Origin of the sequence: Streptomyces sp. NPDC051561 (genome assembly GCF_044454195.1) — a bacterium.
GTDB lineage: Bacteria > Actinomycetota > Actinomycetes > Streptomycetales > Streptomycetaceae > Streptomyces.
This window is the reverse complement of record NZ_JBITDM010000015.1, coordinates 158,346-180,618: the sequence shown is the minus strand read 5'-3', so window position 1 is coordinate 180,618 and position 22,273 is coordinate 158,346. Positions and strand designations below refer to the sequence as shown.

Here is a 22,273-nt window from a genome sequence, read left to right as displayed (position 1 = left end):
GACTGCGGGCACGCGAACCGCGGGGGGAGCACCGCTTCCGTCGACCTTCACCGCCCACAGGGCGTACTCCTCCCGCCGCGACCGTCGCTACCTCGCCTCGCCTCGCCTCGATCCGACTCCGGCCCGGCCGATGACCCTCCTCGGGACACACTCCTACGCTCGGGCGAGTTGGTCGGCCAGGCCGGCCAGATCGTCGGCGTGCACGTCGAACCCGTCCGAGGATGTGGGCGGGTCGCCGACGGGGCGGGCGACGTAGGCGGTGCGTAGGCCGAGGCGCTGTGCTCCGCGCAGGTCCCAGGCGTGGGCTGCGACCATCAGGAGTCGCTCCGGCGGTCGTCCGGAAACGGTGACGGCCAGTTGGTAGACCGCTGGGTCCGGCTTGTAGGTCCGGGCGTCTTCGGCGGACAGCGCTTGGTGCCAGCGCAGTCCGGCGTGGGCATTGAGACCCAGCAGCGCCGTCCGGCTCGCGTTGGAGAGTCCGATCAGCGGGAACCGTTCGGCGAGTCGGGCGAGCCCTGTCACGGTGTCGGGCCACGGCGGGAGCCTGCGGCCCGACAGGGCCAGAGCCGCTACGGCGGTCGGGTCGTCGACGCCGACAGCATCAGCGACGAGTCGGGCGGCTTCCAGGTCGAGGACGTCGCTGGTGCGATAGGGCCGGGCGCCATCGAGGATGCGCCGTTGCTCGCGGTCGATGTACTGCTGCCACAGCGACAGAAGCTGCTCGACCCTGGGACCGTCGAGCGAGGGGTCGAGTGCACGAATGCCGGCGCGGATACCGGCGGGTTCGTCGACGAGCGTGCCGAGCACGTCGAACACGACGGCATCGATATCTGGCTCTGACATGAGATCTGACATGAGAGAGGTCTCCCGGACGAGGCAGGGGCACAAGAGTGGCTGCTGGCTGCTGGCTGAACGCGGCTGGAAGCCACCTGCATTCCGGAACCGCGCGGCCCGTACGGGAACCGCCTCAACGTCATCGGCCACCGCGCCCGCCAAGCCTGCGACGCACGACCGGGTCCGCAGCACGCCCGGGGGACATCCACATGATCAGCCAAGGTCAGTGAGGCCCGGCTCTCTCCGGACCGGTGAGCCCCGGAGGCCCGCTGCCCCGTGGGCCTCCGGTTGCCGCTGAGGCCCGTGTGAGTAAGCGTGTGAGGGGTACCTGGGGCCGAACAAGGATCTTCCTTGGTGCTCAGCGCCCCCCGATGCGCAGGAGGAAACATGACTCACCCCGACCAGGACCCGAACGAGCAGGAAGGCCCGGCCGACGGCGGTGCGGCGGGTACGCCGGGAGTGCATGACGGTGGTGCGGACGGTGGAGCCGAGGGTCCCGCCGACGGCGGCGCGGCAGGTACGCCCGGTGTGCATGACGGTGGTGCGGACGGTGGAGCGGAAGGCCCGGCCGACGGCGGCGCCGCGGGTACGCCGGGAGTGCATGACGGCGGTGCGGACGGTGGAGCCGAGGGTCCCGCCGACGGCGGCGCCGCGGGTACGCCCGGTGTGCAGGACGGCGGCGCGGACGGCGGAGCCGAAGAGTCCGGCGGCGGAAATTGAGCCTGGGGTCCCTCACCCTCCAGGAGACCGCGGCCGACCAGGGCCGCGGTCTCCTGGAGGGACGCCTCATCAGCCTCAGCCGTGACGAATTCGCCCGGGACGTCTGGGCACGATCCCCGCTCCTCACCCGCGCGGCGAGCGACTTCTCCGACCTGTTCTCCACGGCGGCCGTGGACGAGCTGATCGCACGGCGAGGGCTGCGTACACCGTTCCTCCGCGTGGCGAAGAACGGGGCCACTCTCCCCGACACGTCGTTCACCTCTTCCGGCGGCGTCGGAGCCACCATCACCGACCAACTGGACGACACCGCGCTGTGGCGGAGCTTCGCCGACGGCGCCACGCTGGTCCTGCAAGCACTGCAGCGCACCTGGGCGCCCGTCACCGACTTCGCTTCCCGGCTCGGTACGGAGCTGGGGCACCCGGTACAGGCCAACGCCTATGTCACCCCTCCGCAGAATCGTGGATTCGACGCGCACTACGACGTGCACGACGTCTTCGTGCTTCAGATCGCCGGAACCAAACGCTGGGTCGTCCACGAGCCCGTACACCCCGACCCGCTGCGGGACCAGCCGTGGACCGAGCACAGGGCGGCGGTCACCGAGGCGGCCCAGGGCGAACCGCGCATCGACACCCTGCTGGAGCCCGGAGACGTGCTCTACCTGCCGCGCGGCTGGTTGCACGCCGCTGAGGCGCAAGGCGCCGTGTCGGTGCATCTGACGCTGGGCATCCATAACGGAACGCGCCACGCACTGGCCGAGCAACTCGCCCAGGCCGCCCTGGAGTTGCTGCGCGACGACCCCGCGATGCGCGCCTCCCTGCCGCTGGGCGTGGACACCCCGGACCCGGAAGGCGACCTGGCCTACGTACGGGAACGCCTGACCGCCGCTCTCGCCGAGGCCGATCCCGCGCCCCTGTTCCACCGGGCCCGCCGCAGCCAGGCCCGCCCAGAGCCCATGGGGCCGCTGGCCCAGCTCACGGCCGTGGCCACGCTCACCGCCGACACCCCGGTGCGGCTGCGCGAGGCCCTGGCGGCCCGGCTGGAGGGCCCGCGCCTCACCACACGCGTGGGCTGGCTGGACTTCCCGGAGCGGGACCTGCCGACCGTACGGCGTCTCCTCGACGGCGAGCCGCACACCACGGCCGACCTCGGACGCGAGCTCGTCGAACGGCTGCTGCGCGCGGGCGTGTTGATGCCCGCAGCCCCATGAGGTGCCGTACGCGGAAGCAGCCGCGGTGACGGCGCCGGCCCGCTTCTTCTGCGCCGAGGCAGCCCGCGAGCGCGGTGATCCACTCGCGGGCACCGCACCGTACGGCGCCGTCTGGATTCTCATCGAGTACCGGGGCGGCTGGCCGTCCAACGGTTACGACGGGCTCGACCTCGAACCGGCGACCAAGTCCCGCGTCTACGCCGCGGCCCAAGCGGTGCGAGCCCGCATCCTGTTGATCAGGCGCCCCGGCCGCCGCCGCTCGGAAGGCCCGAAGCGCTGGGCCGTCCTGCACGGCGACCGCGACGGCGCGCACCGCCAGCAGTGGGGCACCTGGAACGACGACTGGGACCTGGCAGCGATCGCCCAGGCCCTGGACCCGCCCGACGCCCCGAACGCGACCGGAGAAGCGGGCCCCGGCCGCCCTCCCGTCCTGCTCGTCTGCACCCACGGCCCGCACGACACCTGCTGCGCCGTGCGAGGCCGCCCGGTGGCACAGGCGCTCGGCGAGCGCTGGCCCGAGCTGGTCTGGGAGTGCACACACATCGGGGGCGACAGGTTCGCCGCCAGCGTCGTCGTCGCCCCCGACGGCGTCTACTACGGCAACCTCGACGCCGGCACGTCCCTCACCGCCGTCGAACACCACCTGGCCGACCGTATCCACGCCAACCACCTGCGCGGCTACACCGACCTCACCCCGGCCCAGCAGGTCGCCGTGGCCGCGGTCCTCCGCGAGTCGGGACCTGCCGGACGGCACGACTACGCCGTGGAGCGAACGGTGCGTGACAACGACCGGTGGCTCATCCGCGTCGCGGGAATCGCACCCGGCCTGCCGTCCTACGACGTCGAAGTCACCTCCCACCGCACTCCGGCGAGGCAACTCACCTGCCACGGACGGTTCCGCAGCTCCGCCCTCGTCCACGAGGTCACCGCCCTGCGCGCGGTGTGACCCGCGCGTTGAGGGTGGCCTCACGGTCCTGCGATCAGCCACAGGATGAGCGCGGCGTCCAGGTCCAGGTCGTTGCGGTACACCACGCTGATGCCACGGCCGCCGGTCTGCGCGGGCACCAGCGGGATGGTGTACGACCGGCTGCGCGGGTCGGTGCCCGGGAGGGCGCGGGCGTGGTCCGGGGTGGGGTCGTCCTGCAACGCCCGACGGACGGCCTCGACGGCAGCCCGCTCGGAGCGGGTCAGCTCGGTACGGATCTTCTCGGCGGCGTCGCTGTAGAACGCGTAGGTCACCGGGCGTTCCCCTCGGCCATCCTCTGCCCCAGCTCGAACGCGACGTCCTCGGTGCTGCGCATGACGGCGGCCATGGCCTGCGGGTCGCAGCGCAGCATCACGCGGTGCCGGAACTCCTGGATGAGGCTGCGGATGCGGGTGAGGTCGTCGAGGTCGAGGGTATTGAGTTCCTTCTCGAACTCGGTGAGGTCGCCGGGGAACCCCCAGACGCCGAGCGCGGCGCGCAACTCGGCGAGTGTGCGCATGGGCGGGGGAGTGGAGCCGGGCCGGTCGGCCTGGTGGTCGGGCTGTGCGGTCACGATGCCTCCTCGTCGTCGCCGTCGACGCTACTCGCCCAACACCCGGCAGCGGTACGGCCCTGGGGGATTCGGATCCGTGCAAGCCGGTACGGCTGCGAAAGTCCTTTGCCAACGTGCTGTCTGCGGCTCCCGAGTACGCGGGTACCGACGTATCGCACGCGCTGCTGAGCCGGCTCGTGCAACCAGAATCACGATCACGCCGATGAGCACCACGGGCGCGGCAATCAGAACGCCCCGAAGGCTCTTCCTGCGCCGGTGGTGCCCATCAGCCGCTGATGTGATGCGGATCACGCCCGCACGCCGTGTGTGCTCAGCGTGTCCGAGGCTCACAAGCCGCGCCGGTTACGGGGGTGGGGCGCTCGCCGAGGAAAACGCTTGCCAAGCCATTCTCCTGACATAGGCTCAGCGCCGATCGTTCGGGGCTGCCGGCAGTTTCCCGAGGCCTTTTGCAGAAAGAGGAAATAATGGTCAACCCGCTCGCCCGCATAGTCCTGGTGGCCGCGACCGCCGCCGCCGTGTTCGTCACCGCGGCAACACCCGCCCTGGCCGCCGACGTTCTCGTCTCGAACAAGGTCATCAAGCTCCCGGGCGGCCGGGGCAGCATGACGTTCATCGACGACGGGGACATGTTCCAGGTCTGTGACACCAAGGCGGACGGCCATGGCGTTGCGGGTCGACTGATCGACAACGACTACAACCAGAAGCTCTACATCACCGACGGTGGCGACGCCAACTGCGGCAAGGACGGTTACAACGTCGGCCAGAGCGGCTCGTACCAGATGCAGCTCTCGTGGAACGGCGACGGCTATGAAGTGAAGTCCGAGTGGTTCAACGAGTAGACCCCACCCTTTTGCCTGCGAATCCGGACGTACCACGGCAAGTGTTTGGTCGTGACGGGCTACGGGCTACCTACGGGCTACGGGCACCCGATTGCTCACGCCCGATCGCGCACACCCAAGGGGCACCGGCCTGACCAAGGCCGGTGCCCCTTGCCGGTGGTCGGCTGTTATTCGTTGAACCGCTCGGACTTCACGGTGGCTCCGCCGCCGTTCCAGGCGAGCCACATCTCGTACAGCTCGTTGAACTGGTTGCCGACGTTGTAGCCCTTCTTGCCACAATTGGAGTCGCCGCCGTCGGTGACGGTGAGGCGCACCTTGTTGCTTCCGTCGGGGTAGACCTGGACCAGCTCACCGGTCATGCCGTGGCCGTCCGCCTTGGTGTCGCAGACCTGGAACATGTCCCCGTCGTCGATGAACGTCATCTTGCCGTGGCTGTTGCTGATGGTCTTGTTCGAGACGGCCATGGCCGGTGTTGCCGTGCCGACGAGTACGGCGGCAACTGCCATACCAGCCACAGCGATACGGGAGAACGATTTCACAGTTTTTCCTCTTTCTCTTTTCCCCACTGGCCGAGAAGTCCGATCGGCGCTGAGCCTAGGCCAGGGCAATTATTTAGCAAGCGGTTTCCCGAATTCCGGTTCACCTCCTCAGGAACAGAGCGTGACATGCACGCAGCGTGCATACAGGGCACGGGTTCGGCGATCGTGTGATTCTGGACGCAGAAAAGGGGCAAAAGCGAAAGCGGCCGACACGGCGCGTACTAACCTGAATGGAAAGTGATCTGCGCCACACATGTATGCGGATTCGCTTACCGGGCTTCCGGGGGCACCGGGAGGCGACCTTTTTGGCGTATTGATGAATGAGTTGCCACCATTTATCAATTCATAAAGCATTCATGAACGTGACGTACATCACTAGACTGCGCTTTCTGTACGCGCAGTGTTCGGCGCCTCCGATCCTGCTGGCCACGGTGTCCCGAATCGCACCATCACCGAGCTGGCACCCTGTATGCGAGCACCCTCTCTGTCACTCTCCGTACGTGATTCGGATGGTGGCCGGTCTTGCGAAACCGCTTGCTAAACAGTGGCGCTGGCCTAGGCTCAGCGCCGATCGGACTTTCCCGCAGCTCGGCGGGGAAAAGAGAAAGAGGAAGCAACCGTGAAATCGTTCTCCCGTATCGCTGTGGCCGGCGCAGCCGTTGCCGCCGTAATCGCCGGCACGGCGACACCGGCCATGGCCGACACAAACAGAACCATCAGCAACAGTCACGGCAAGTTCACTTTCATCGACGACGGGGACATGTTCGAGGTCTGTGACACCAAGGCGGACGGCCACGGAGTCACAGGAAAGCTGTTGGAATCCGGTTCCAACGACTTTGTTCTCACCGTCACCGATGGCGGAGACTCGGGCTGCGACAAAAAGGGATACAACATCGGTAACCTGCGGGAATACCAGATGTGGCTCTCCTGGAACGGTGGCGGCGCCACCGTGAAGTCCATCTGGTTCAACGAGTAGAGCCCTCGCGAGGTCGAGGTGAGGGGCGACGAGAGAAGCACTGGGCTTCTTCGCGTTGGCCATCGATCGGGTGACGGGCCGTGAAGCGCGGCGCACGAGGCCCCCGGGCTGCGGATCGAGATGTCCAGACGTCTCAATCACGTTGCCCGGGGGCCTCGTTGCTCATCTCTGGGAGGCTGGTGGTTGAGAACCGGGGGCGGGCGCGGCATCCGCCTTCGGGCGAATCAATGTGCTGGCCCGCCAGAGGAAATGGACGCCACCGGTGACTGAACCGCCCCCCGTGTCATCTGCCAAGCGCACGTCTCGTGTCCATGGGCTGGGGCCCCGCGTGGCTGCCGCGCTCGTGTTCGGCTCCTCGGCCGCGGTCCTGGTGGTCGAGATCGCCGCCCTGAGGCTGCTGGCTCCGTACCTCGGGCTCACCCTTGAGACGAGCACGATGGTCATCGGGATCGCCCTCACCGCCATTGCCCTCGGCTCCTGGCTGGGTGGGCTCATCGCCGACCGGCTCGAACCACGGCGGCTCATCGCTCCCGCGCTCGGGGTATCGGGTGCGGTTGTGGCGCTCACTCCCGCTGGTTTGCGCGCCGCTGCGGAGTGGGTGCCGGTGACGCTCTTTCTGGTCGCGGCGCTGACCATCCTCGTGCCGGGCGCGCTGCTCGCCGCGGTGACACCGCTCGTGACCAAGTTGCGCCTCACCAGCCTCACCGAGACGGGAACAGTGGTTGGCCGCCTGTCCGGCGTCGGCACCGCGGGCTCCATCGTCGGCACCGTTCTCACCGGCTTCGTCTTTGTGTCCCGGTGGCCCGTCAGCGGGATTCTGATCGGCCTCGGAACGCTGCTGCTGGTTGGTTCGGCGCTGATCGGGTGGCGAACGTGGGGGTGGACGGGTACTCCGGCGCTGGCCCTCGTGGTCGTCGCCGGGGGACTCGCCAGTGCGGTCGTGCCCGGTGACTGCGACACGGAGACCCGGTACCACTGCGTACGCGTCGTCGCGGACCCTGCCCGTGACGGCGGCCGCACGCTGGTCCTGGATGGTGTTCGGCACTCGTACGTCGACCTTGCCGATCCGACCCACCTGGAGTTCACCTACGTGCGCGCCGTCGCGTCCGCTGTCGATGCCGTGTTTCCCGAACGTGAGCCCCTGGTCGCCCACCATCTGGGCGGAGGCGGCCTCACTCTGCCCCGGTACCTGGCAGCCACGCGGCCCGGGACACGCAACGTGGTTTCGGAAATCGACAGCGGGGTCGTGCGCGTCGACCACACCCGGTTCGGAAGTCCGGATCCTCGCACCGAGGTACGTGTCGAGGACGGCAGGCTCGGCCTTCGGCGACTGGATCCGGGAAGCCGTGACCTCGTGGTCGGCGACGCCTTCGGAGGTGTCAGCGTGCCCTGGCACCTCACCACGGCAGAAGCATTGGCTGAGGTACGGCGTGTGCTCACCACGAACGGCCTTTACGTTGCCAACCTCATCGACCACGGCGACCTGGCCTTCGCCCGCGCCGAAGTAGCAACCCTCCGGGCGACCTTCAAGCAGGTCTCCCTCCTCGGAAGGCCCGCCGACATCGGCACCGGTTCGAGCGGTACCCGGGTAGGGGGCAACTTCGTGGTGCTCGCCTCCAACTCCCACCGGCCCGTCGATCTGCGTGCGACCCAGGAAGCGCTCGACGCCCGGCACACCGGTTGGAGAATCGCAACGGGCGCCGCCCTGACCACGTGGATCGCTGACGCCCAACCGCTCACTGACGACTTCGCGCCCGTCGACCAACTCCTCCAGCCCAGCCCGCGACGAAGCCGGTAACCGGCGCATCCCGGTGCGTCAGGTGACCAGCCGGACGCCTCGGCGCGCGAGGTAGGAGGTGGGGTTCACGTCGCTCCCGTACTGGCGCCTTGCCCTGATCTCCAGGTGCAGGTGCGGGCCGTTGGAGCGCCCGGTGTTGCCGCTCCTGCCCAATCGCTGCCCCACCCTCACCCGGGCTCCCTGGCGCACCTCGATCCTGGACAGGTGGGCGTACACGGCGAAGTGGCCGTCCGTCATCCGAACGGTCACGGCTCGGCCGTAGGAGCCGGACCACTTCGCCAGCATCACGACGCCCGCGCCCACCGCGTGCACCGGCGTCCCCGTGGGCACCGCAAGGTCGATGCCGGTGTGGTGGCCGGCCAGCCAGTCACCCCGGACCCCGTAGCGGGTGCTCACCCGGTACGGGCGGCGCAGTGGCTTCGACCCGCGGGGAACGGGGCCGTGGCGTTCTCCGCGGTCGGCGGCGAGTGCGGGGAGTTGCGTGAGCGCCCGGGTGAGGTCGTCCTCGAACACCGGGTCGTGTCCCAGCGGACAGGCGTCGTCCTGCGCCGAGGGGGTCGTGGCGGAGGCAGGGCCGGGCGGCGGCCACAGCACCAGGCCGAGTGCGAGCAGCGCGGATCGCCGGGTCACGGACCCCGCGCAGGCATCTGTCGTAAATCGCTTCATAACATCGACCTGAAGCGCACTGCCCCCGGAACGCACGCCCAGCCGAGCGTACGGGGGACGGGCCCGCCCCCCGGCGGATGTTTCCTGTGCACACCACGGGGCCGCCGTGCAGGTACACATCCCGGGCCCGTGCCGTGTACACCCCGGCCGCCGTGCGCCGGGCGGCGAAGCGGCCGTCCTCAGAGAAGCGCGTACCGCAACGCCATGCGGAGGGTGATGGCGCCCGGCAGGGCCGGATCGGCCTCGACGCCCCGGTACTGCCTGACTTCCCGTCATCCCCGGGCGGGGGCGGAGGCCGGGTCACCCCGGGAACGACGGTGTCTCGATGATCTTGCGGAGGGCCTGCAAGCCTCGGCGGATGTGGCTTTTCACGGTTCCCAGCGGCAGGCCCGTCTCACGGGAGATCTGGGAATGTGTCAGGTCGCCCCAGATCGCCAGCCCCAGCAGACGCCGCTGGACCGCGGGCAGCCGGCTCAGCGTCTCCAGGAGGAGAACCCGGGTCAGGGCCTCCTCGCTCTCGTTGTGCTGCGAGTGGCGCAGCGCGTCCTCCTGGTGGGCGGTGGCCAGAGTGGTGAGTCTGGCGCGGCGGGTGCGGGCGGCGAGGCCGTCGGCGATCGCGTGCCGTGTGATGCCGACCAGCCATCCGCCCAACGATCCCCGGGCCGGGTCGAATCCGTTACGTCCGCGCCAGGCGGCGAAGAACACCTGCTGGGTGGCATCCTCCGCGTCCTGTGGGTCACGCAGTGCTCGCAGTGCCAGGGAGTACACCAGGGAACCCCAGCGCTCGTACGCGGCGGCAAGGGCGGCTTCTTCGCCCCGGGCGAGCCCGTCGGCGATGGCGGCTTCGGCGCCGGCGAGCGCGTCGGGGGCCGGAGCTGGGTGGGCGATGTCCGCCGCACGAGGCAGGGCGGGCAGAGCTGGGGGCATGGTGCACTCCTCGCGGTCTGGAGCCGGTTCGCGACGTCGATCAACGTTCGGCAGTTCGCTCCGGCGACCCAACTCGCATTGGTTAGGCATCGGTTTGGGAGGAGCCGTGTGCGGCCCGCGCGAACCCCGCCCGTTGTGGCCCGGCAGTGCGGACCCGCAGGTCAGTGGCGTAGTCACGGGAGTTGCCTGGGCCGACTTCGTGGCCGGATGCGGGCAGGCGCCGGAAAGGAGTGGAGTGAATGCGCATCCAGGGACCGGCGATGCCCGGTATCAATCGGTGCCGCAGGCCCGCCCGTTCGAGCCCCTCCGGAGGGGCTGCGGTGAGCCTGGGCCGCCGTGGCCCGGCGGCTCCCAGGTTCCGCCCCATGTCCAGCGCATCCTCAGTTCGCGCGGAGGTCACCATGCCCGGCCACCTGGACTCCGACGAGCTCGCCGAGATCTCCCTCTGTCCTCCCGATCCCGTCCGGCTCACCCCGTACCAGCGCGACCACCTCCGGCTCTGCGACCGCTGCCGCGGTGAACTCGCCGAACTGCGGGCGGTGGTCCGGACAGCACGCGGTATCAGCAGTGAGGACCTGCTCGTCGAACCTCCCGCATCCGTGTGGGAGTCCGTCGCCGCACGGATGCACCTCGACGACGACGAGGACGCGTAGTTCCGTGCGCACACCCGCCCCGGACAGACCCGCCCCCGGGCGCCCGAAGGGGCCCGAGCTGTCCCGCCCGTCCGGTGCGCCCGCTGCTGCGACGTCCCCGCGCCCTGCGGCAGGAGCCGTCCCGCGAGACGGTCTGCCGCGCTGACGACCCCGGCGGGCCCTTTCCACGACGTACGGTCGGGTCGTGGACAGGACAACGCAGGCGGCGGAGGAACCGGGGGAGGCGAGCTTCTCCACCGGAGAGGTCGCCCGGCGCCTGGGGGTGTCGCCCACCACCGTGCGCTCGTGGGACCGGCGTTACGGCATCGGCGCCGGAACGCGTACGCAGGGCAGCCACCGCCGCTGGAGCCCGCAGGACATGGCCCGGCTGGAGCGGATGTGCGGGCTGACCTCGACGGGTGTGCCGCCCGCCGAGGCGGCCCGCCTGGTGATCGGCAGCCTCCCGCCGCCGGCCGGCCAGCCATCGATCCCGGCGCCCACGAGTGCGGGCGGCCGGGCGGGCGGGGGGATGCGCCTGGGCAGTGTGCGGGCGGAGTGCCGGGGCGTCGCCCGGGCGGCCCTGCGCCTTGACGCGGGCACTCTGGACGAGCTGCTGACGACCGTCATACGGGACCTCGGGCTGATCACCGCCTGGACGGAAGTGATCATGCCCGCGCTGCACGCGGCCGGCCGGAAGTGGGAGGGAGAACCCGACAGATACGTCGAGGTCGAGCACTTCCTGTCCTGGCACGTCTCCGGTGCGCTCCGGCGGGCCTGCTCTCCGCTGCCCCCGGGCAGGTCGCGCGGCGCCGTCACTTTGCTGGCCTGCGTGCCGCAGGAGAGCCACACGCTGCCGCTGGAGGTTCTGGCGGCCTCCTTGACCGAACGCGCCCTCCCGGTGCGCATGTTCGGCGCCGCACTGCCGGCCGAGAACCTCCTGGGGGCGGTCGAGCGAACCGGACCCGTGGTCGTCGGTCTGTGGGCGCAGTCCCGCGCCACGGCAGACCGTGTGCTCGCCGATCGCGTGGCGGATCTGCGATGGGGCCCTCAGGGAGCCCGCAGGAAACCCGCCGTCCTCGCGCTGGGGCCCGGTTGGTCCGGTACCTCGGCACATGCCCGCCCGCAGGGGCTCGCGGAGGCCGTCGCGGCCGTGGAAGCGCGTGTGGCACAGCACCAACGCGGCCGCCGACGGCACTCGGCCGCCTCGCGGTGAGCAATCCGTCACCCCGGGCGTCGGCAGCGACGCCGCTTGTCGTACGAGCCCGCCGCCCCGGGGCGTCGGCCGCCCTGCTCGCTTCCCCCAGCCTGTGGCGCCGACGAGCTTGAGGGACCGCGTCGACCGGCCGACGGCCGACGGTTCGACTCACTCGTACGAGGGAACTCCGCCCCGTGGCTGCGCTGCGGCGCATCCGACGGGGCGTCACGGAGCGAAGGTCCGCAAAGGCCGTCGTCGTCCGTGTCAGTGCCGAAACCGGGGCTGCCGGCGACGGGGGCCAGCGCCACTGTGTGGTCACACCGAACGTGCCGTCACACCGAACGTGCCGTCACACCGAAGCCTGGCCGCCGACAGATCGGACCGGCCCAAGGGAGCTCCTCGATGAAGTTCGTCCGCTCAGCCGCCCGTACCGCAGTCGCCCTCGCCGCCGCGACGGCCTGCGTTCTCACGGCCGGGGGTGCCGCGCCCGCCGCCCCGGCTTCCTCCGCCGAAGCGCACGCCGCACCGGTCCCGGCCGGCGAACCCGCCTCCGTCGGCGTCCTCGACGTCCCGCGCTACCTCGGCCACTGGTTCCAGTTCGCCGCTGTGCCACGGGCGTTCGAAGCCAAGTGCGCGAAGAACGTCCATGGGGTTTACGGACTGCGGCCGTCGGGCTCTCTCTCCGTACGCAATGGCTGCACCACCTGGCAGGGGCGCGCCACTTCCATCGAGGGCGAAGCCAAGCCGCTCGATGCCACCGGATCGCGGCTGAACGTCTCCTTCGTCGCCGTCGACGGCGTCCACCAGCACGGCGAGAACGCCAACTACATCGTCGTCGGGCTCGCACCCGACCACCGCTGGGCCGTGGTGACGGACAGCGCACGGCGGTCCGGATTCGTGCTCTCCCGCACCCCTGGCCTCTCCCCGGCCCGGCAGCAGGCCGCCCGGCACGCGATCCGCGCGGCGGGTCTCGACCCGTGTTCCTTCCTGACGACCCGGCAGGACGGCGGCTCCGGTACGAGCGCACCCTTCTGCTGACCTCCGCCGGCCGGCGCCGATCCTCGCCGTCGCCGGTCGACGTGCATCCGAATGCGCCTCCCGTACGGAATCCTGGTCGACCGGCTCTTCGGCGCGAGAGGAATGGACGGAGGCGCCCCCTTGCACCCCTCACACCCACGTACCCCCGAGGCCCGAAAACCGCGTGCCCCGGCCGACCCCGGCCGCCCGGTCCCGTGGCACGGCACGAAGACGCACGGCAGTAGGACCTACGACGCCGAGGCCTATGACACGGACATCGCCGTCATCGGCGCCGGGGCGGCCGGACTCTCCCTCGTCCACCGGCTCTGCGCACCCGCCCCCGGCCGCCGGCCCGACGTAACCCTGATCGACGCGCCACCAGGACCGCTGCGGCCGCCGGAGCGCACCTGGTGCTTCTGGGGGGAGCCGGGCGGCGCGTACGACGAGGCGCTGACCGCCTCCTGGGACCGGCTGCGGCTGCGCGGGCACGCCGGGGACACCGTCGACTGCACGCTGGCTCCCACGCGCTACAAGATGCTGCGCTCCACCGACTTCGAGCGGCTGGTGAACGCACGGCTCGACGCCGCCCCCCACCTGCGGCGGACGACGGCGACCGTCGACGGCATCGACGACCTGCGCCCCGGTGCCGTCGTACGGGGGACCACGGAGGGGGGAACGCCACTGCGTCTGCGCGCCCGTTGGGTCTTCGACTCCCGGCCGCCGCGCGCCCTGCCCCCGGCCCGCACCCTGCTGCTCCAGCACTTCCGGGGCTGGTTCGTCCGTACCGCACAGCCGTGTTTCGACCCCGCCGTCGCCGACCTGATGGACTTCCGCACCCCCCAGCCCGCACACGGGCTCTCCTTCGGGTACGTGCTGCCGCTCGACCCGTGCCGGGCGCTGGTGGAGTACACCGAATTCTCCCCGCAGCCGCTGGACGACACCGGCTACGACCGGGCCCTGCACCACTACACCTCCCAGGTCCTGGGGCTGGGTGCGTTCGAGGTGACGGGCACCGAGCAGGGCGTGATCCCGATGACGGACGCCCGCTTCCCCCGCCGCACCGGGTCCTCGGCCTTCCGTATCGGCACCGCGGGCGGTGCCACCCGGCCGTCCACCGGCTACACCTTCGCCGCCGTGCAGCGGCAGAGCCGAGCCGTCGCGGACGCCCTGGCCCGCGGTCGCCCGCCGCTGCCGCCGCCCGCCTACCCGGCCCGCTCCCGGGCCATGGACGGCGTCCTGCTGCGCGCACTGGCCACCGGACGGGTGGACGGGACGCGGTTCTTCACCCAGCTCTTCCGGGAAGCGGGACCGGAGCGGATGCTCCGCTTCCTGGACGGCCGCACCACCTGCCGCGAGGACTTCGCCCTCGGCCTGCGCACCCCGGTCCTGCCGATGCTGCGCACGGCCGCCGAACTGCCGTGGCTGCGCAGACGCCCGGACACCCGGGCGCGCGGCATCCCGGCCGGCGGGCGCCCCGGGCACGAGGAGACCGGGCCACCGGCCCCGGAAACCGGACCCCTTGCGTGACCGACGCCCGCCCGCACCCGGCAGCCCGCATCCGCCCCACCACGCCCACCAACCCCACCTCGATCACCCCCGGAAGGACCGCATGAGCCTGCTCCGCGACGACGCCCTGTCCACCGCGTTCGACCATGCCGCCCACACCTACGACCGGCTCACGGCGGCCAACCCCGGCTACCACTCCCACCTGCGACGCTCCGCCCGCCGACTCGGCCTGCCGGACGGTGCCGCGGGTCTGCGACTGCTGGACCTGGGCTGCGGGACCGGCGCCTCCACCGCGGCCCTCCTGCGGGCCGCCCCACAGGCGGAGATCGTCGCCGTGGACGCCTCGCGGAGGATGCTGGAGCAGGCCCGGGCCAAGCCCTGGCCGTCGGGCGTCACCTTCGTCCACGCACCTGCCGAAGGCCTCGAAGAGGCGGGCGTACATGGCCCCTTCGACGCGGTGCTCGCCGCCTACCTGCTGCGCAACGTGCGCGACCCGGACGCCGTCCTGACTGCCGTACGCGCACTTCTCGCCCCCGGCGGACGGCTCGCCGTGCACGAGTACACCCTCAGCGGCAGGCCCCTCGACCGCATGGTGTGGAGCGCGGTGTGCCACGGGATCGTGCTGCCGGCGGGCCGGGCGTCCGGCGACGGGGACCTCTACCGGCACCTGCTGCGCAGCGTGGTGGAGTTCGACACCGCCGACCGGCTCGCGGCACGGGTGCGCCGCGCCGGCTTCGCCTCCGTACGCGTTCTGCCGATGCCCGGCTGGCAGACCGGCATCGTGCACACCGTCCTCGCCGCCGCCCCGAGCGCGACGGCGTACCCGGCCCCGGCCGGTGCGGAGATGTCCCGATGAGGACGAGGGCGCCCCGCCGGGGCCGCGACCGCCGCGCGGAGATCCTGCCCGGCCCCGCAGGACGCGCCCGTGTCCAGGGCGAGGCCCCCTCGGTAGCCGTCGTCGGCGGCGGCATCGCCGGCCTCGCCGCGGCCACCGCACTCGCCGAGCGCGGCATCCGCGTCACCGTGTACGAACGCGAGGACACCCTCGGCGGACGCCTCGCCGGATGGTCCACCGCACTCGCCGACGGCTCCACCGCCACCATGAGCCGCGGCTTCCACGCCTTCTTCCGGCAGTACTACAACCTGCGCGGCCTGATCCGGCGCGTCGACCCCGGCCTGGACGTCCTGACCAAGCTGCCCGACTATCCCCTCCAGCACAGCGACGGCCTGCGCGACAGCTTCGCCCGGGTGCCGCGCACCCCGCCCTGGAGCGCGCTCGGCTTCGTCGCGCTCAGTCCCGCCTTCGGATGGGGTGATCTCGCCCGGATGAATCCGCGCGCCGCCCTGCCCCTGCTCGACGTCCGGGTGCCGGAGGTGTACCACCGTCTCGACAAGGTCAGTGCCCGGGACTTCCTCACCGGCATCCGCTTTCCCGAGGCCGCCGACCACCTGGCGTTCGAGGTGTTCTCCCGGAGCTTCTTCGCGGACCCGCGCGAGCTGTCCGCCGCCGAACTGGTCCTGATGTTCCACATCTACTTCCTCGGCTCCAGCGAGGGGCTGCTCTTCGACGTCCCCCGCGAACCGTTCCCGGCCGCCCTCTGGGACCCCCTCGGGCGCTATCTCGCCGGGCACGGTGTGCGACTGCGCACCGGGACACCCGTGCACGGCGTCACCCCGGTTCGCGGCGGCGGGGTCGCCGTCGCCACGGACGCGGGGGAGGAGCCGTACGACCGGCTGGTCCTGGCCCTGGACACCGGCGGCCTCCAGCACGTGGTCGGGAACTCGCCGTCACTCGGGAACGCCGCCTGGCGCGAGCGCATCGCCCGGCTGCGCACCGCCCCGCCCTTCCTCGTCTCCCGGTACTGGCTTGACCGCCCGGTGGCCGCCGACCGGCCCGGCTTCCTGGGCACCGGCGGGTACGGTCCGCTGGACAACGTCAGCGTGCTGGACCACTGGGAGGGCGAGGCGGCGCGCTGGGCCGCCCGCACCGGCGGCTCGGTCGTCGAACTCCACGCGTACGCCGTCGACCCGGGGGCCGACCGCGAAGTGGTCCAGGACCGGGCAAGGGCCGAACTGCACCGGGTGTACCCGGAGACGCGGGACGCCAAGACCGTCGACGTACGGCACGAATGGCGGGCGGACTGCCCGCTGTTCGAGGTCGGCGGCCACCGCGACCGGCCAGGCACGCACACCCCCGACCCGACCGTGGTCCTCGCCGGCGACCTGGTGCGCACCAGCCTCCCCGTGGCCTTGATGGAGCGAGCCGCCACCACCGGCTTCCTCGCCGCGAACGAACTCCTCGGGCAGTGGGGGCTGCGCGGCCAGACGCTCTGGACGGTCCCCGCCCGCGGCCGCGTGCCCGGCCTGCGGACGCTGGCCGCCCTGGCCGCGACCTGACGCCGCACCGGCCGGTGACCTGACCGCACGCCCGGCCGGTACCGCACGCGTGGCGAGCGGTACCGGCCGGGCGCGCGGGCCATGGGCCACGGGCCTCAGCCCGGGAACCGCCCCGTGCTGCGCAGTGTCCAGCGCCGCTCCGCGTACGCGAGGTCGTCGCGCCACAGCCGCCCCGCCGCCGCACGCATGAGCGGACGCAGTGCGGGCGCGGCCGCCCTCGCCACGGCGAAGCCCCTGCGGTCCGACGCCGCGACGACCGCTTCCACCACCGCCGTGCGCGGGCGCCCCGAGGCGTCCGGGGCCAGCGGAGTGGCATGCGTCTCCACCACCGAACCCTCCCCCTCCCCCCGGGTGATGTGCATGACGACGGTGCGTGGCTCGGGCGCGGTGAAGACGGCCCGCACCGGCACCACGGCACGCCCGGCGACCTTGAAGGACACGTCCACCACGAACGCGTCCTCCCCTGCGTGGTCGTCCTCCCCCGCCACCCCCGAGTGGTCACGGTCGGCGGCTTGCGGACCCGGCGAGCCGACCACCGTCAGATCCACGAAGGAGTACGGGTGGAACCAGGCCCCGTGCCACGGGTCGAGGCGATTGGCCACCACGTCCTCCGGCTCGCAGCGCCCCACGACCGTGCAGACGGCCGCGACCGACGAGACCGGGTCAGGACGCGGGGGCACCACCGGTCGCTCCAACGGCTCCTCACCGCCCACCCGGTCGAGCCTGACCCACAGCAACACCCCGTCGTCATGCACCGGGTAGGGCTCCCACCCGGCGAACGGGCCGCCGTCCAGGGCCAGTCCGTGCCAGTGGCAGACGAGCGTGCCGCACCGCACCCTGCTGTCCTTCAGCGGTGCGCCCAGATGCGGGCACGACCCCGCCCCGGCCCGTACGCTGCCGTCCTCGCCGCGCCAGAGCACGACCTCGGCCCCGGCGACGAGGCGCCCCAACGGCCGGTCGGCCGGGACGCAGCCGGAGCTTCCCACCACGTACCAGTTGCCGGAAGGGCGGGCCTGCGCGCGCTTCAGCGCGGCGGCGATCACCCCGGGGGAGGCGTCGCGCCACGTGGGCCGCTGACGTTCCCAGGACACGGGGGCGCGCCGCAGCCGCAACGGGAACCGCCCGTTCGCGGGCGGGGAACCGCCGTCACCGTCCGGTCGCCTGTCCTCGTTCACACCGTCTCCTTCCGAACCTGTCCGTCGCGCGCCACAGCGCCCCCGCCCACGACCGCGCGCCGGTTCGCCGCGGCCGCGGCACCGTGCGTGCGACGTGACCCGGCCGCGCGGGACCGGGCCGCCGCGAGGCGCACCAGCCCGTCGGCGGCCACCACCGCCCGCCGTCGCCGGGACACCACGGCCCGCCGGTGCAGCACCCGGTACCCGTCGTCCGCGACGGCATCCAGGATCGCCCCGTACAGCACGAAGGCGGTACGGATGCACGGGCGGGCCACCGGGTCGAGCTGCTTCAGCCCCGGCGCCGCCTCCCGGTACACGGTGCGGGTCAGCTCGGCGAAGTGTCGCAGCGCGGCGGTGATCCGCCGGTCCGGGAGCCCGGTCAGCCGGCTCCAGGCGAGCAGATCCCGGTCGACGCCGTGCGCGGCCAGCAGGTCGCCCGGCAGGTAGACCCGGCCGCGGTCCAGGTCCTCGCCCACGTCCCGCAGGAAGTTGGTCTGCTGGAAGGCCACACCGAGCGCTGCGGCCTGCGGGGCGGCCTCGGCGCGCGGCACGACGGTCCCCAGGACCGGCAGCATCTGGAGGCCGATCACCGCCGCCGACCCGTGCATGTACGCCCGCAGGTCGTCGTACGTCGGATAGTCGGTGACGGTCAGGTCGCTGCGCATGGACGCCATGAAGTCGGTGAAGAGGCGGTGCTCGATGTCGTACCGGGCGGCGGTGTCCGCCAGCGCGCACACCACGGGCTCGTCGCTGTGTTCCCCGGCCAGGCCTGCCGTCAGCCGTGCGCGCAGCGTGTCGAGGGCTGCCGAACGGTGTGCGGTGGTGGCCGGGGAGTGCAGGTCGTCGACGATGTCGTCGGCCCACCGGGCGAAGCCGTAGAGCGCGTGGACGGCGGGCCGGCGTTCCACGGGCAGCAGCCGGGTCGCCAGGAAATAGGTGCGCCCGTGCCGGGCGTTGAGCCCGCGGCAGTGGTGGTACGCCGCACGCAGCGCCGCATCGGTAATGCCGGCGGCGTCGAGTTCACGGTCGGTCATGCAGGGGCGCCTTCCGGGCTGCGGGGTCGGTGGTTTGGATCGGGAGTGCGGGGCCGGGCATACGGGCGGCACGGGCGGGCAGATCGGCGCCGGTGATCCGGGCGGCCGCGAGCTTCCCGGAGATCAGGACGGTCGGTACGCCGACCCCGGGGGTGGTGCCGCAACCGGCGAGGACCGCGTTGTCGGTGCCGCGCACCAGGTTGCGCGGCCGGAAGGGGCCGGTCTGCGGGAAGGTGTGGGCCGCCGAGAAGGGCGTACCGGCGCCGTGGCCGTCCGCGCTCCAGTCGGCGGGCGTCACCAGGCACTCCTCCTCGATCGCCGCGCCGAAGCCCTCCAGGCCGCGGGCGGCGAGGGTGCGCAGGAGGCTGTCGCGGTAGCGGGGGCCGAGGTCCGCCCACTCGCGTACGTCAGGGCCGACGACCGTGTTGGGGCAGGGCGCCAGCACGTAGTGCAGGTGCCGGCCCGGCGGCGCCAGCGAGGGGTCGGTGGCGGTGGGGCGGGTGATCAGCAGGGAGGGGTCGGACATCAGGTCCCCGGTGCGGGTCAGCTCCCGGAAGGTCTCCTTCCAGGCGCCGCCGAAGGAGATCGTGTGGTGGCCCAGTTCCGGCCAGGTGCGGTCGGTGCCCGCGTGCAGGATCACCGCGGACGGCGAGTGGCGCAGCGGCGCCGGGCGGCGCGGGCTCCTGCCCAGCAGCCGGTAGGCGACCGGCAGGTCGGGGGTCAGGACCACCGCGTCGCAGGGGATGCGCTCCTGGTCGGTGATGACGGCGGTGATCCGCTCGCCGGTGCCGGAGCGCTCCAGGCGGGTCACGTCGTGCCCGTAGCGGAAGTCGGCGCCCGCCTCGGCGGCGGAGCCGGCCATCGCGCGCGGCAGTGCGTGCATGCCGCCGCGCGGGAAGTACACCCCGGCCACGGTGTCCATGTACGCGATCACGGCGTACGCGGCGAGGGCCCGCGCGGGCGGCACACCCGCGTACAGGGCCTGGAAGGTGAAGACGCGGCGCAGCCGCTCGTCGGAGAGGAAGCTGCCGATCCGGGCGTCCATCCTGCCGAACCCGCCGAGTGCGGCGAGCCGTGCCAGGTCGGGGTGCAGGAGCTGGAGCGGGGAGTCGAAGTTGGCGTCGATGAAGCGGCGCATCTGCACCCGGTACAGCTTCTCCAGCCAGGTCCGCAGCCGCCGGTAGCCGAGGGCCTCGCGGGCCCCCGCGAACCGGGCGATCTCCGCCTCCATCTCCGGGCCCCGGGTGTGCACGTCCAGCGCGCTGCCGTCGGCGAACCGGGCCCGGTAGGCGGGGTGCAGCTCCAGCAGTTCCAGCCGTCCGCTCAGGGAGTGGCCGACGGCGGCGAACGCCTCCTCGACGAGGTCCGGCATGGTGAGCACGGTCGGGCCGGTGTCGATGCGGTAGCCGCCCCGGTCCAGCAGGCCCGCCCGGCCGCCGGGTTCACCGGCCCGCTCCACGACGGTGACCCGGCGTCCCGCGCCGAGCAGGTGCAGGGCGGCGGACAGTCCGGACAGGCCCGCCCCGACCACGACAACGTGGTCGGTGGGTCCCGGCAGCGTCCTCGTCGCCGATGCTCCCGCGCGGTTCATCGCGCTCATACGATCGTCTCCTCACGGAATGCGGCCCCGGCCGGGCCTTGGCTCGTCCGCGTGCCCCGCCCGGCGTTCTTCGGTCCGCCGCGTCCGGCGTGGAGCGCGTGATCGGTCGGGGGTACGCGGACGGTGGCGACGGCCCCCAGGAGTTCCCGCAGCCGTCCCTCGGCCTGCGGCAGGAGCGGAACCGACGTCAGATGCCGGTGGGCCGAGGCGACCAGCCGCTGGATCTTGGTCTCCACCAGGTCCCGGGCGCCGGTTTCCACCAGTACGTGCCTGACTCGTTCCAGGCCCTCCTCGTCGAGCCCGGGGTTGCCCAGGGCGGAATCGAGGAGGGCGGCAGCGGCCCGGTCGCCGGACACCTCGGCACGGGCGCGGGCGAGGGCCGTCAGATAGGTGGGCTTGCCGTCGCGGACATCGTCACCGGACGGTTTGCCCATCGTGCGGGGATCGCCGAAGATGCCGAGCAGGTCGTCGCGGAGCTGGAAGGCGATGCCCGCGCACCGGCCCGCCGAGCACAGCGCCCCGCTGGTCCTCTCGTCCGCCCGGGCGAGGGCGGCCCCCAGAGCCAGCGGCCGTTCCACCGAGTACAGGGCGCTCTTGAGCGTCGCGGTGCGGATCGCGGTACTCGCCGCGCGGGACCCGGTGACCTGGCCGTGCAGGTCCAGGTACTGCCCGGCCACCATCTCGGTCCGCATGGCCCGCCACAGCGAGCGGACCCGCGCTCGGACGTCCGCTGCTACCTCGGCAGCGTCCCAGGCCTCCGCCACCACGTCGTCGGCCCAGCTCAGGGCCAGGTCCCCGGCGAGGACGGCCGCTGCTCTGCCGAACGGTCCGTCCCCGCCGTGGGGTGCGCCCAGCGCGATGTGGAGGGCGGGCCGGCCCCGGCGGACGGGGGAGTCGTCCATCACGTCGTCGTGCACCAGGGCGCAGGTCTGGATGAGTTCGAGCCCTGCGGCCAACCGCAGGGCGGTGTCCGCCGTACCGGCTCCCGAACCTCCGCCACAGGCCCGCAGCCCCCACCACAGGAACTGGGCGCGCAGCCGCTTGCCGCCGTTCAGCGTGAAGTCGGCGACCCGCTCCGCGACATCCACGCCGAACGTGGCGTCGAGTGCGGCACACTCCCGCAGCCGTTCGTGCAGCAACTCCTCCAGCACGCGCCGCACGGCTGCCGGAACGTCCTCGTCGATCCGCCGGGCGGCCACGGCGGCGCCGGTGGGCATCGCCTGCGGGCCATGGCCCACCGGGGACCGCCCGGAAGCCGCTCGTCGCTCGTGGCCAGGCCCCGGGCGGATCTCATGGCCGTCCGGGGAGCTCTCGCCCGTCCTCGTACGGTGCATCGCGCTGCCTTTCGTGGCGTCGGCGGTCTCGGTCCTGGGTCTTCGCCTCCGCCGCCCCCTTCGGATGCACCGGGGGCCGTCACATTCCCTGCGGCATCCCCAGCCGGCTCGCTGCGGGTGCGTGAGGCCACCTGCGCGAACCCCGGCGCCTGGTGCCTCCCCCGATGCCTCGCTGGATAACGCCGACCCCGGCTCGCCCACCCGAATGCGGGCACCCGCCTCCCGGCTTTCCGGGGCACCCGCCGCGGGGGGGGGGGGGGGGGGGGGGGGGGGGGGGGGGGGGGGGGGGGGGGGGGGGGGGGGGGGTGAGGGGGGGGGGGGGGGGGGGTGGGTGGGGT

Annotated in this window: 22 protein-coding genes; 12 read left to right on the top strand and 10 right to left on the bottom strand. The window is 72.3% G+C overall.

Annotated features, from left to right (window positions below; translation table 11 throughout):
• Positions 1-153 precede the first annotated feature (153 nt).
• Positions 154-843 carry a haloacid dehalogenase type II gene (locus ACIA73_RS28705; RefSeq protein ID WP_399441673.1) on the bottom strand — a complete coding sequence of 230 codons (690 nt, stop codon included), beginning with the start codon at positions 841-843 and terminating at the stop codon, positions 154-156.
• Positions 844-1,221: 378 nt separating this feature from the next.
• On the opposite strand from ACIA73_RS28705, the gene ACIA73_RS28700 reads away from it, so the two are divergent.
• The 3 genes from ACIA73_RS28700 to ACIA73_RS28690 are packed head-to-tail and all read left to right on the top strand — an operon-like array spanning position 1,222 to position 3,708.
• Entirely contained in the window at positions 1,222-1,554 is a 333-nt protein-coding gene (locus ACIA73_RS28700; RefSeq protein WP_399441672.1) for a BatC protein, read from the top strand.
• Positions 1,551-2,762, top strand: a complete 1,212-nt coding sequence (locus ACIA73_RS28695; protein WP_399441671.1) for a cupin domain-containing protein — start codon at positions 1,551-1,553, stop codon at positions 2,760-2,762. Before ACIA73_RS28700 ends, ACIA73_RS28695 begins: the two co-directional genes overlap by 4 nt.
• A gap of 25 nt (positions 2,763-2,787) precedes the next feature.
• Complete coding sequence (locus ACIA73_RS28690; protein ID WP_399441670.1) at positions 2,788-3,708, top strand: sucrase ferredoxin; 921 nt, start codon at positions 2,788-2,790, stop codon at positions 3,706-3,708.
• A 20-nt stretch (positions 3,709-3,728) separates the two neighbouring features.
• Here the strand turns inward: ACIA73_RS28690 and ACIA73_RS28685 are convergent, their stop codons facing one another.
• Together ACIA73_RS28685 and ACIA73_RS28680 are read right to left on the bottom strand one after the other, a co-directional pair.
• On the bottom strand, positions 3,729-4,001 hold the full coding sequence (locus ACIA73_RS28685; RefSeq protein WP_399441669.1) for a hypothetical protein: 273 nt from the start codon (positions 3,999-4,001) through the stop codon (positions 3,729-3,731).
• A complete protein-coding gene (locus ACIA73_RS28680; protein WP_399441668.1) occupies positions 3,998-4,300 on the bottom strand; it encodes a hypothetical protein in 303 nt (100 codons plus the stop codon). Before ACIA73_RS28680 ends, ACIA73_RS28685 begins: the two co-directional genes overlap by 4 nt.
• 464 nt (positions 4,301-4,764) lie before the next feature.
• Here ACIA73_RS28680 and ACIA73_RS28675 point away from each other — a divergent pair, with 464 nt between their 5' ends.
• Positions 4,765-5,139, top strand: coding sequence for a hypothetical protein (locus ACIA73_RS28675; protein ID WP_399441666.1), 375 nt, complete (start codon positions 4,765-4,767; stop codon positions 5,137-5,139).
• Positions 5,140-5,306: 167 nt separating this feature from the next.
• Here the strand turns inward: ACIA73_RS28675 and ACIA73_RS28670 are convergent, their stop codons facing one another.
• Positions 5,307-5,645, bottom strand: a complete 339-nt coding sequence (locus tag ACIA73_RS28670) for a hypothetical protein (protein WP_399441665.1) — start codon at positions 5,643-5,645, stop codon at positions 5,307-5,309.
• Between the two features lie 652 nt (positions 5,646-6,297).
• Between ACIA73_RS28670 and ACIA73_RS28665 the strand changes: the two genes are divergently transcribed.
• The gene (locus ACIA73_RS28665) at positions 6,298-6,654 is read left to right on the top strand and encodes a hypothetical protein (protein WP_399441664.1); all 357 of its coding nucleotides are present in this window, start codon (positions 6,298-6,300) and stop codon (positions 6,652-6,654) included.
• A 316-nt stretch (positions 6,655-6,970) separates the two neighbouring features.
• Positions 6,971-8,452, top strand: a complete 1,482-nt coding sequence (locus ACIA73_RS28660) for a fused MFS/spermidine synthase (RefSeq protein WP_399441708.1) — start codon at positions 6,971-6,973, stop codon at positions 8,450-8,452.
• 18 nt (positions 8,453-8,470) lie between these two features.
• Here ACIA73_RS28660 and ACIA73_RS28655 read toward each other — a convergent pair whose 3' ends face one another.
• Both ACIA73_RS28655 and ACIA73_RS28650 read right to left on the bottom strand, forming a co-directional pair.
• Positions 8,471-9,082: a M23 family metallopeptidase gene (locus tag ACIA73_RS28655; protein WP_399441663.1), complete on the bottom strand. Its 612-nt coding sequence runs from the start codon at positions 9,080-9,082 to the stop codon at positions 8,471-8,473.
• 336 nt (positions 9,083-9,418) lie between these two features.
• Complete coding sequence (locus tag ACIA73_RS28650) at positions 9,419-10,045, bottom strand: RNA polymerase sigma factor (RefSeq protein WP_399441662.1); 627 nt, start codon at positions 10,043-10,045, stop codon at positions 9,419-9,421.
• Positions 10,046-10,410: 365 nt separating this feature from the next.
• On the opposite strand from ACIA73_RS28650, the gene ACIA73_RS28645 reads away from it, so the two are divergent.
• The 6 genes from ACIA73_RS28645 (at position 10,411) to ACIA73_RS28620 (ending at position 16,792) form a co-directional block, all read left to right on the top strand.
• Positions 10,411-10,698, top strand: a complete 288-nt coding sequence (locus ACIA73_RS28645; protein WP_399441661.1) for a hypothetical protein — start codon at positions 10,411-10,413, stop codon at positions 10,696-10,698.
• Positions 10,699-10,882: 184 nt separating this feature from the next.
• Positions 10,883-11,890 carry a MerR family transcriptional regulator gene (locus ACIA73_RS28640; protein ID WP_399441660.1) on the top strand — a complete coding sequence of 336 codons (1,008 nt, stop codon included), beginning with the start codon at positions 10,883-10,885 and terminating at the stop codon, positions 11,888-11,890.
• Between the two features lie 384 nt (positions 11,891-12,274).
• On the top strand, positions 12,275-12,910 hold the full coding sequence (locus ACIA73_RS28635) for a lipocalin family protein (RefSeq protein ID WP_399441659.1): 636 nt from the start codon (positions 12,275-12,277) through the stop codon (positions 12,908-12,910).
• A gap of 255 nt (positions 12,911-13,165) precedes the next feature.
• Positions 13,166-14,416, top strand: coding sequence for a lycopene cyclase family protein (locus ACIA73_RS28630; protein WP_399441707.1), 1,251 nt, complete (start codon positions 13,166-13,168; stop codon positions 14,414-14,416).
• Positions 14,417-14,498: 82 nt separating this feature from the next.
• Positions 14,499-15,251, top strand: coding sequence for a class I SAM-dependent methyltransferase (locus ACIA73_RS28625; RefSeq protein ID WP_399441658.1), 753 nt, complete (start codon positions 14,499-14,501; stop codon positions 15,249-15,251).
• Positions 15,248-16,792 (top strand): FAD-dependent oxidoreductase, encoded by a 1,545-nt coding sequence (locus ACIA73_RS28620; RefSeq protein ID WP_399441656.1) that lies wholly within the window; start codon positions 15,248-15,250, stop codon positions 16,790-16,792. Before ACIA73_RS28625 ends, ACIA73_RS28620 begins: the two co-directional genes overlap by 4 nt.
• A 95-nt stretch (positions 16,793-16,887) precedes the next feature.
• Here ACIA73_RS28620 and ACIA73_RS28615 read toward each other — a convergent pair whose 3' ends face one another.
• From ACIA73_RS28615 to ACIA73_RS28600, 4 genes are read right to left on the bottom strand one after another with little or no spacing between them, the layout of a single operon-like run.
• Complete coding sequence (locus ACIA73_RS28615; RefSeq protein ID WP_399441655.1) at positions 16,888-17,967, bottom strand: DUF5914 domain-containing protein; 1,080 nt, start codon at positions 17,965-17,967, stop codon at positions 16,888-16,890.
• Complete coding sequence (locus ACIA73_RS28610; protein ID WP_399441654.1) at positions 17,964-19,001, bottom strand: phytoene/squalene synthase family protein; 1,038 nt, start codon at positions 18,999-19,001, stop codon at positions 17,964-17,966. The genes ACIA73_RS28615 and ACIA73_RS28610 overlap by 4 nt, the downstream gene beginning before the upstream one ends.
• Positions 18,988-20,592, bottom strand: a complete 1,605-nt coding sequence (locus ACIA73_RS28605; protein ID WP_399441706.1) for a phytoene desaturase — start codon at positions 20,590-20,592, stop codon at positions 18,988-18,990. The genes ACIA73_RS28610 and ACIA73_RS28605 overlap by 14 nt, the downstream gene beginning before the upstream one ends.
• A 5-nt stretch (positions 20,593-20,597) precedes the next feature.
• Entirely contained in the window at positions 20,598-21,818 is a 1,221-nt protein-coding gene (locus ACIA73_RS28600) for a polyprenyl synthetase family protein (protein ID WP_399441652.1), read from the bottom strand.
• Between the last annotated feature and the right edge of the window lie 455 nt (positions 21,819-22,273).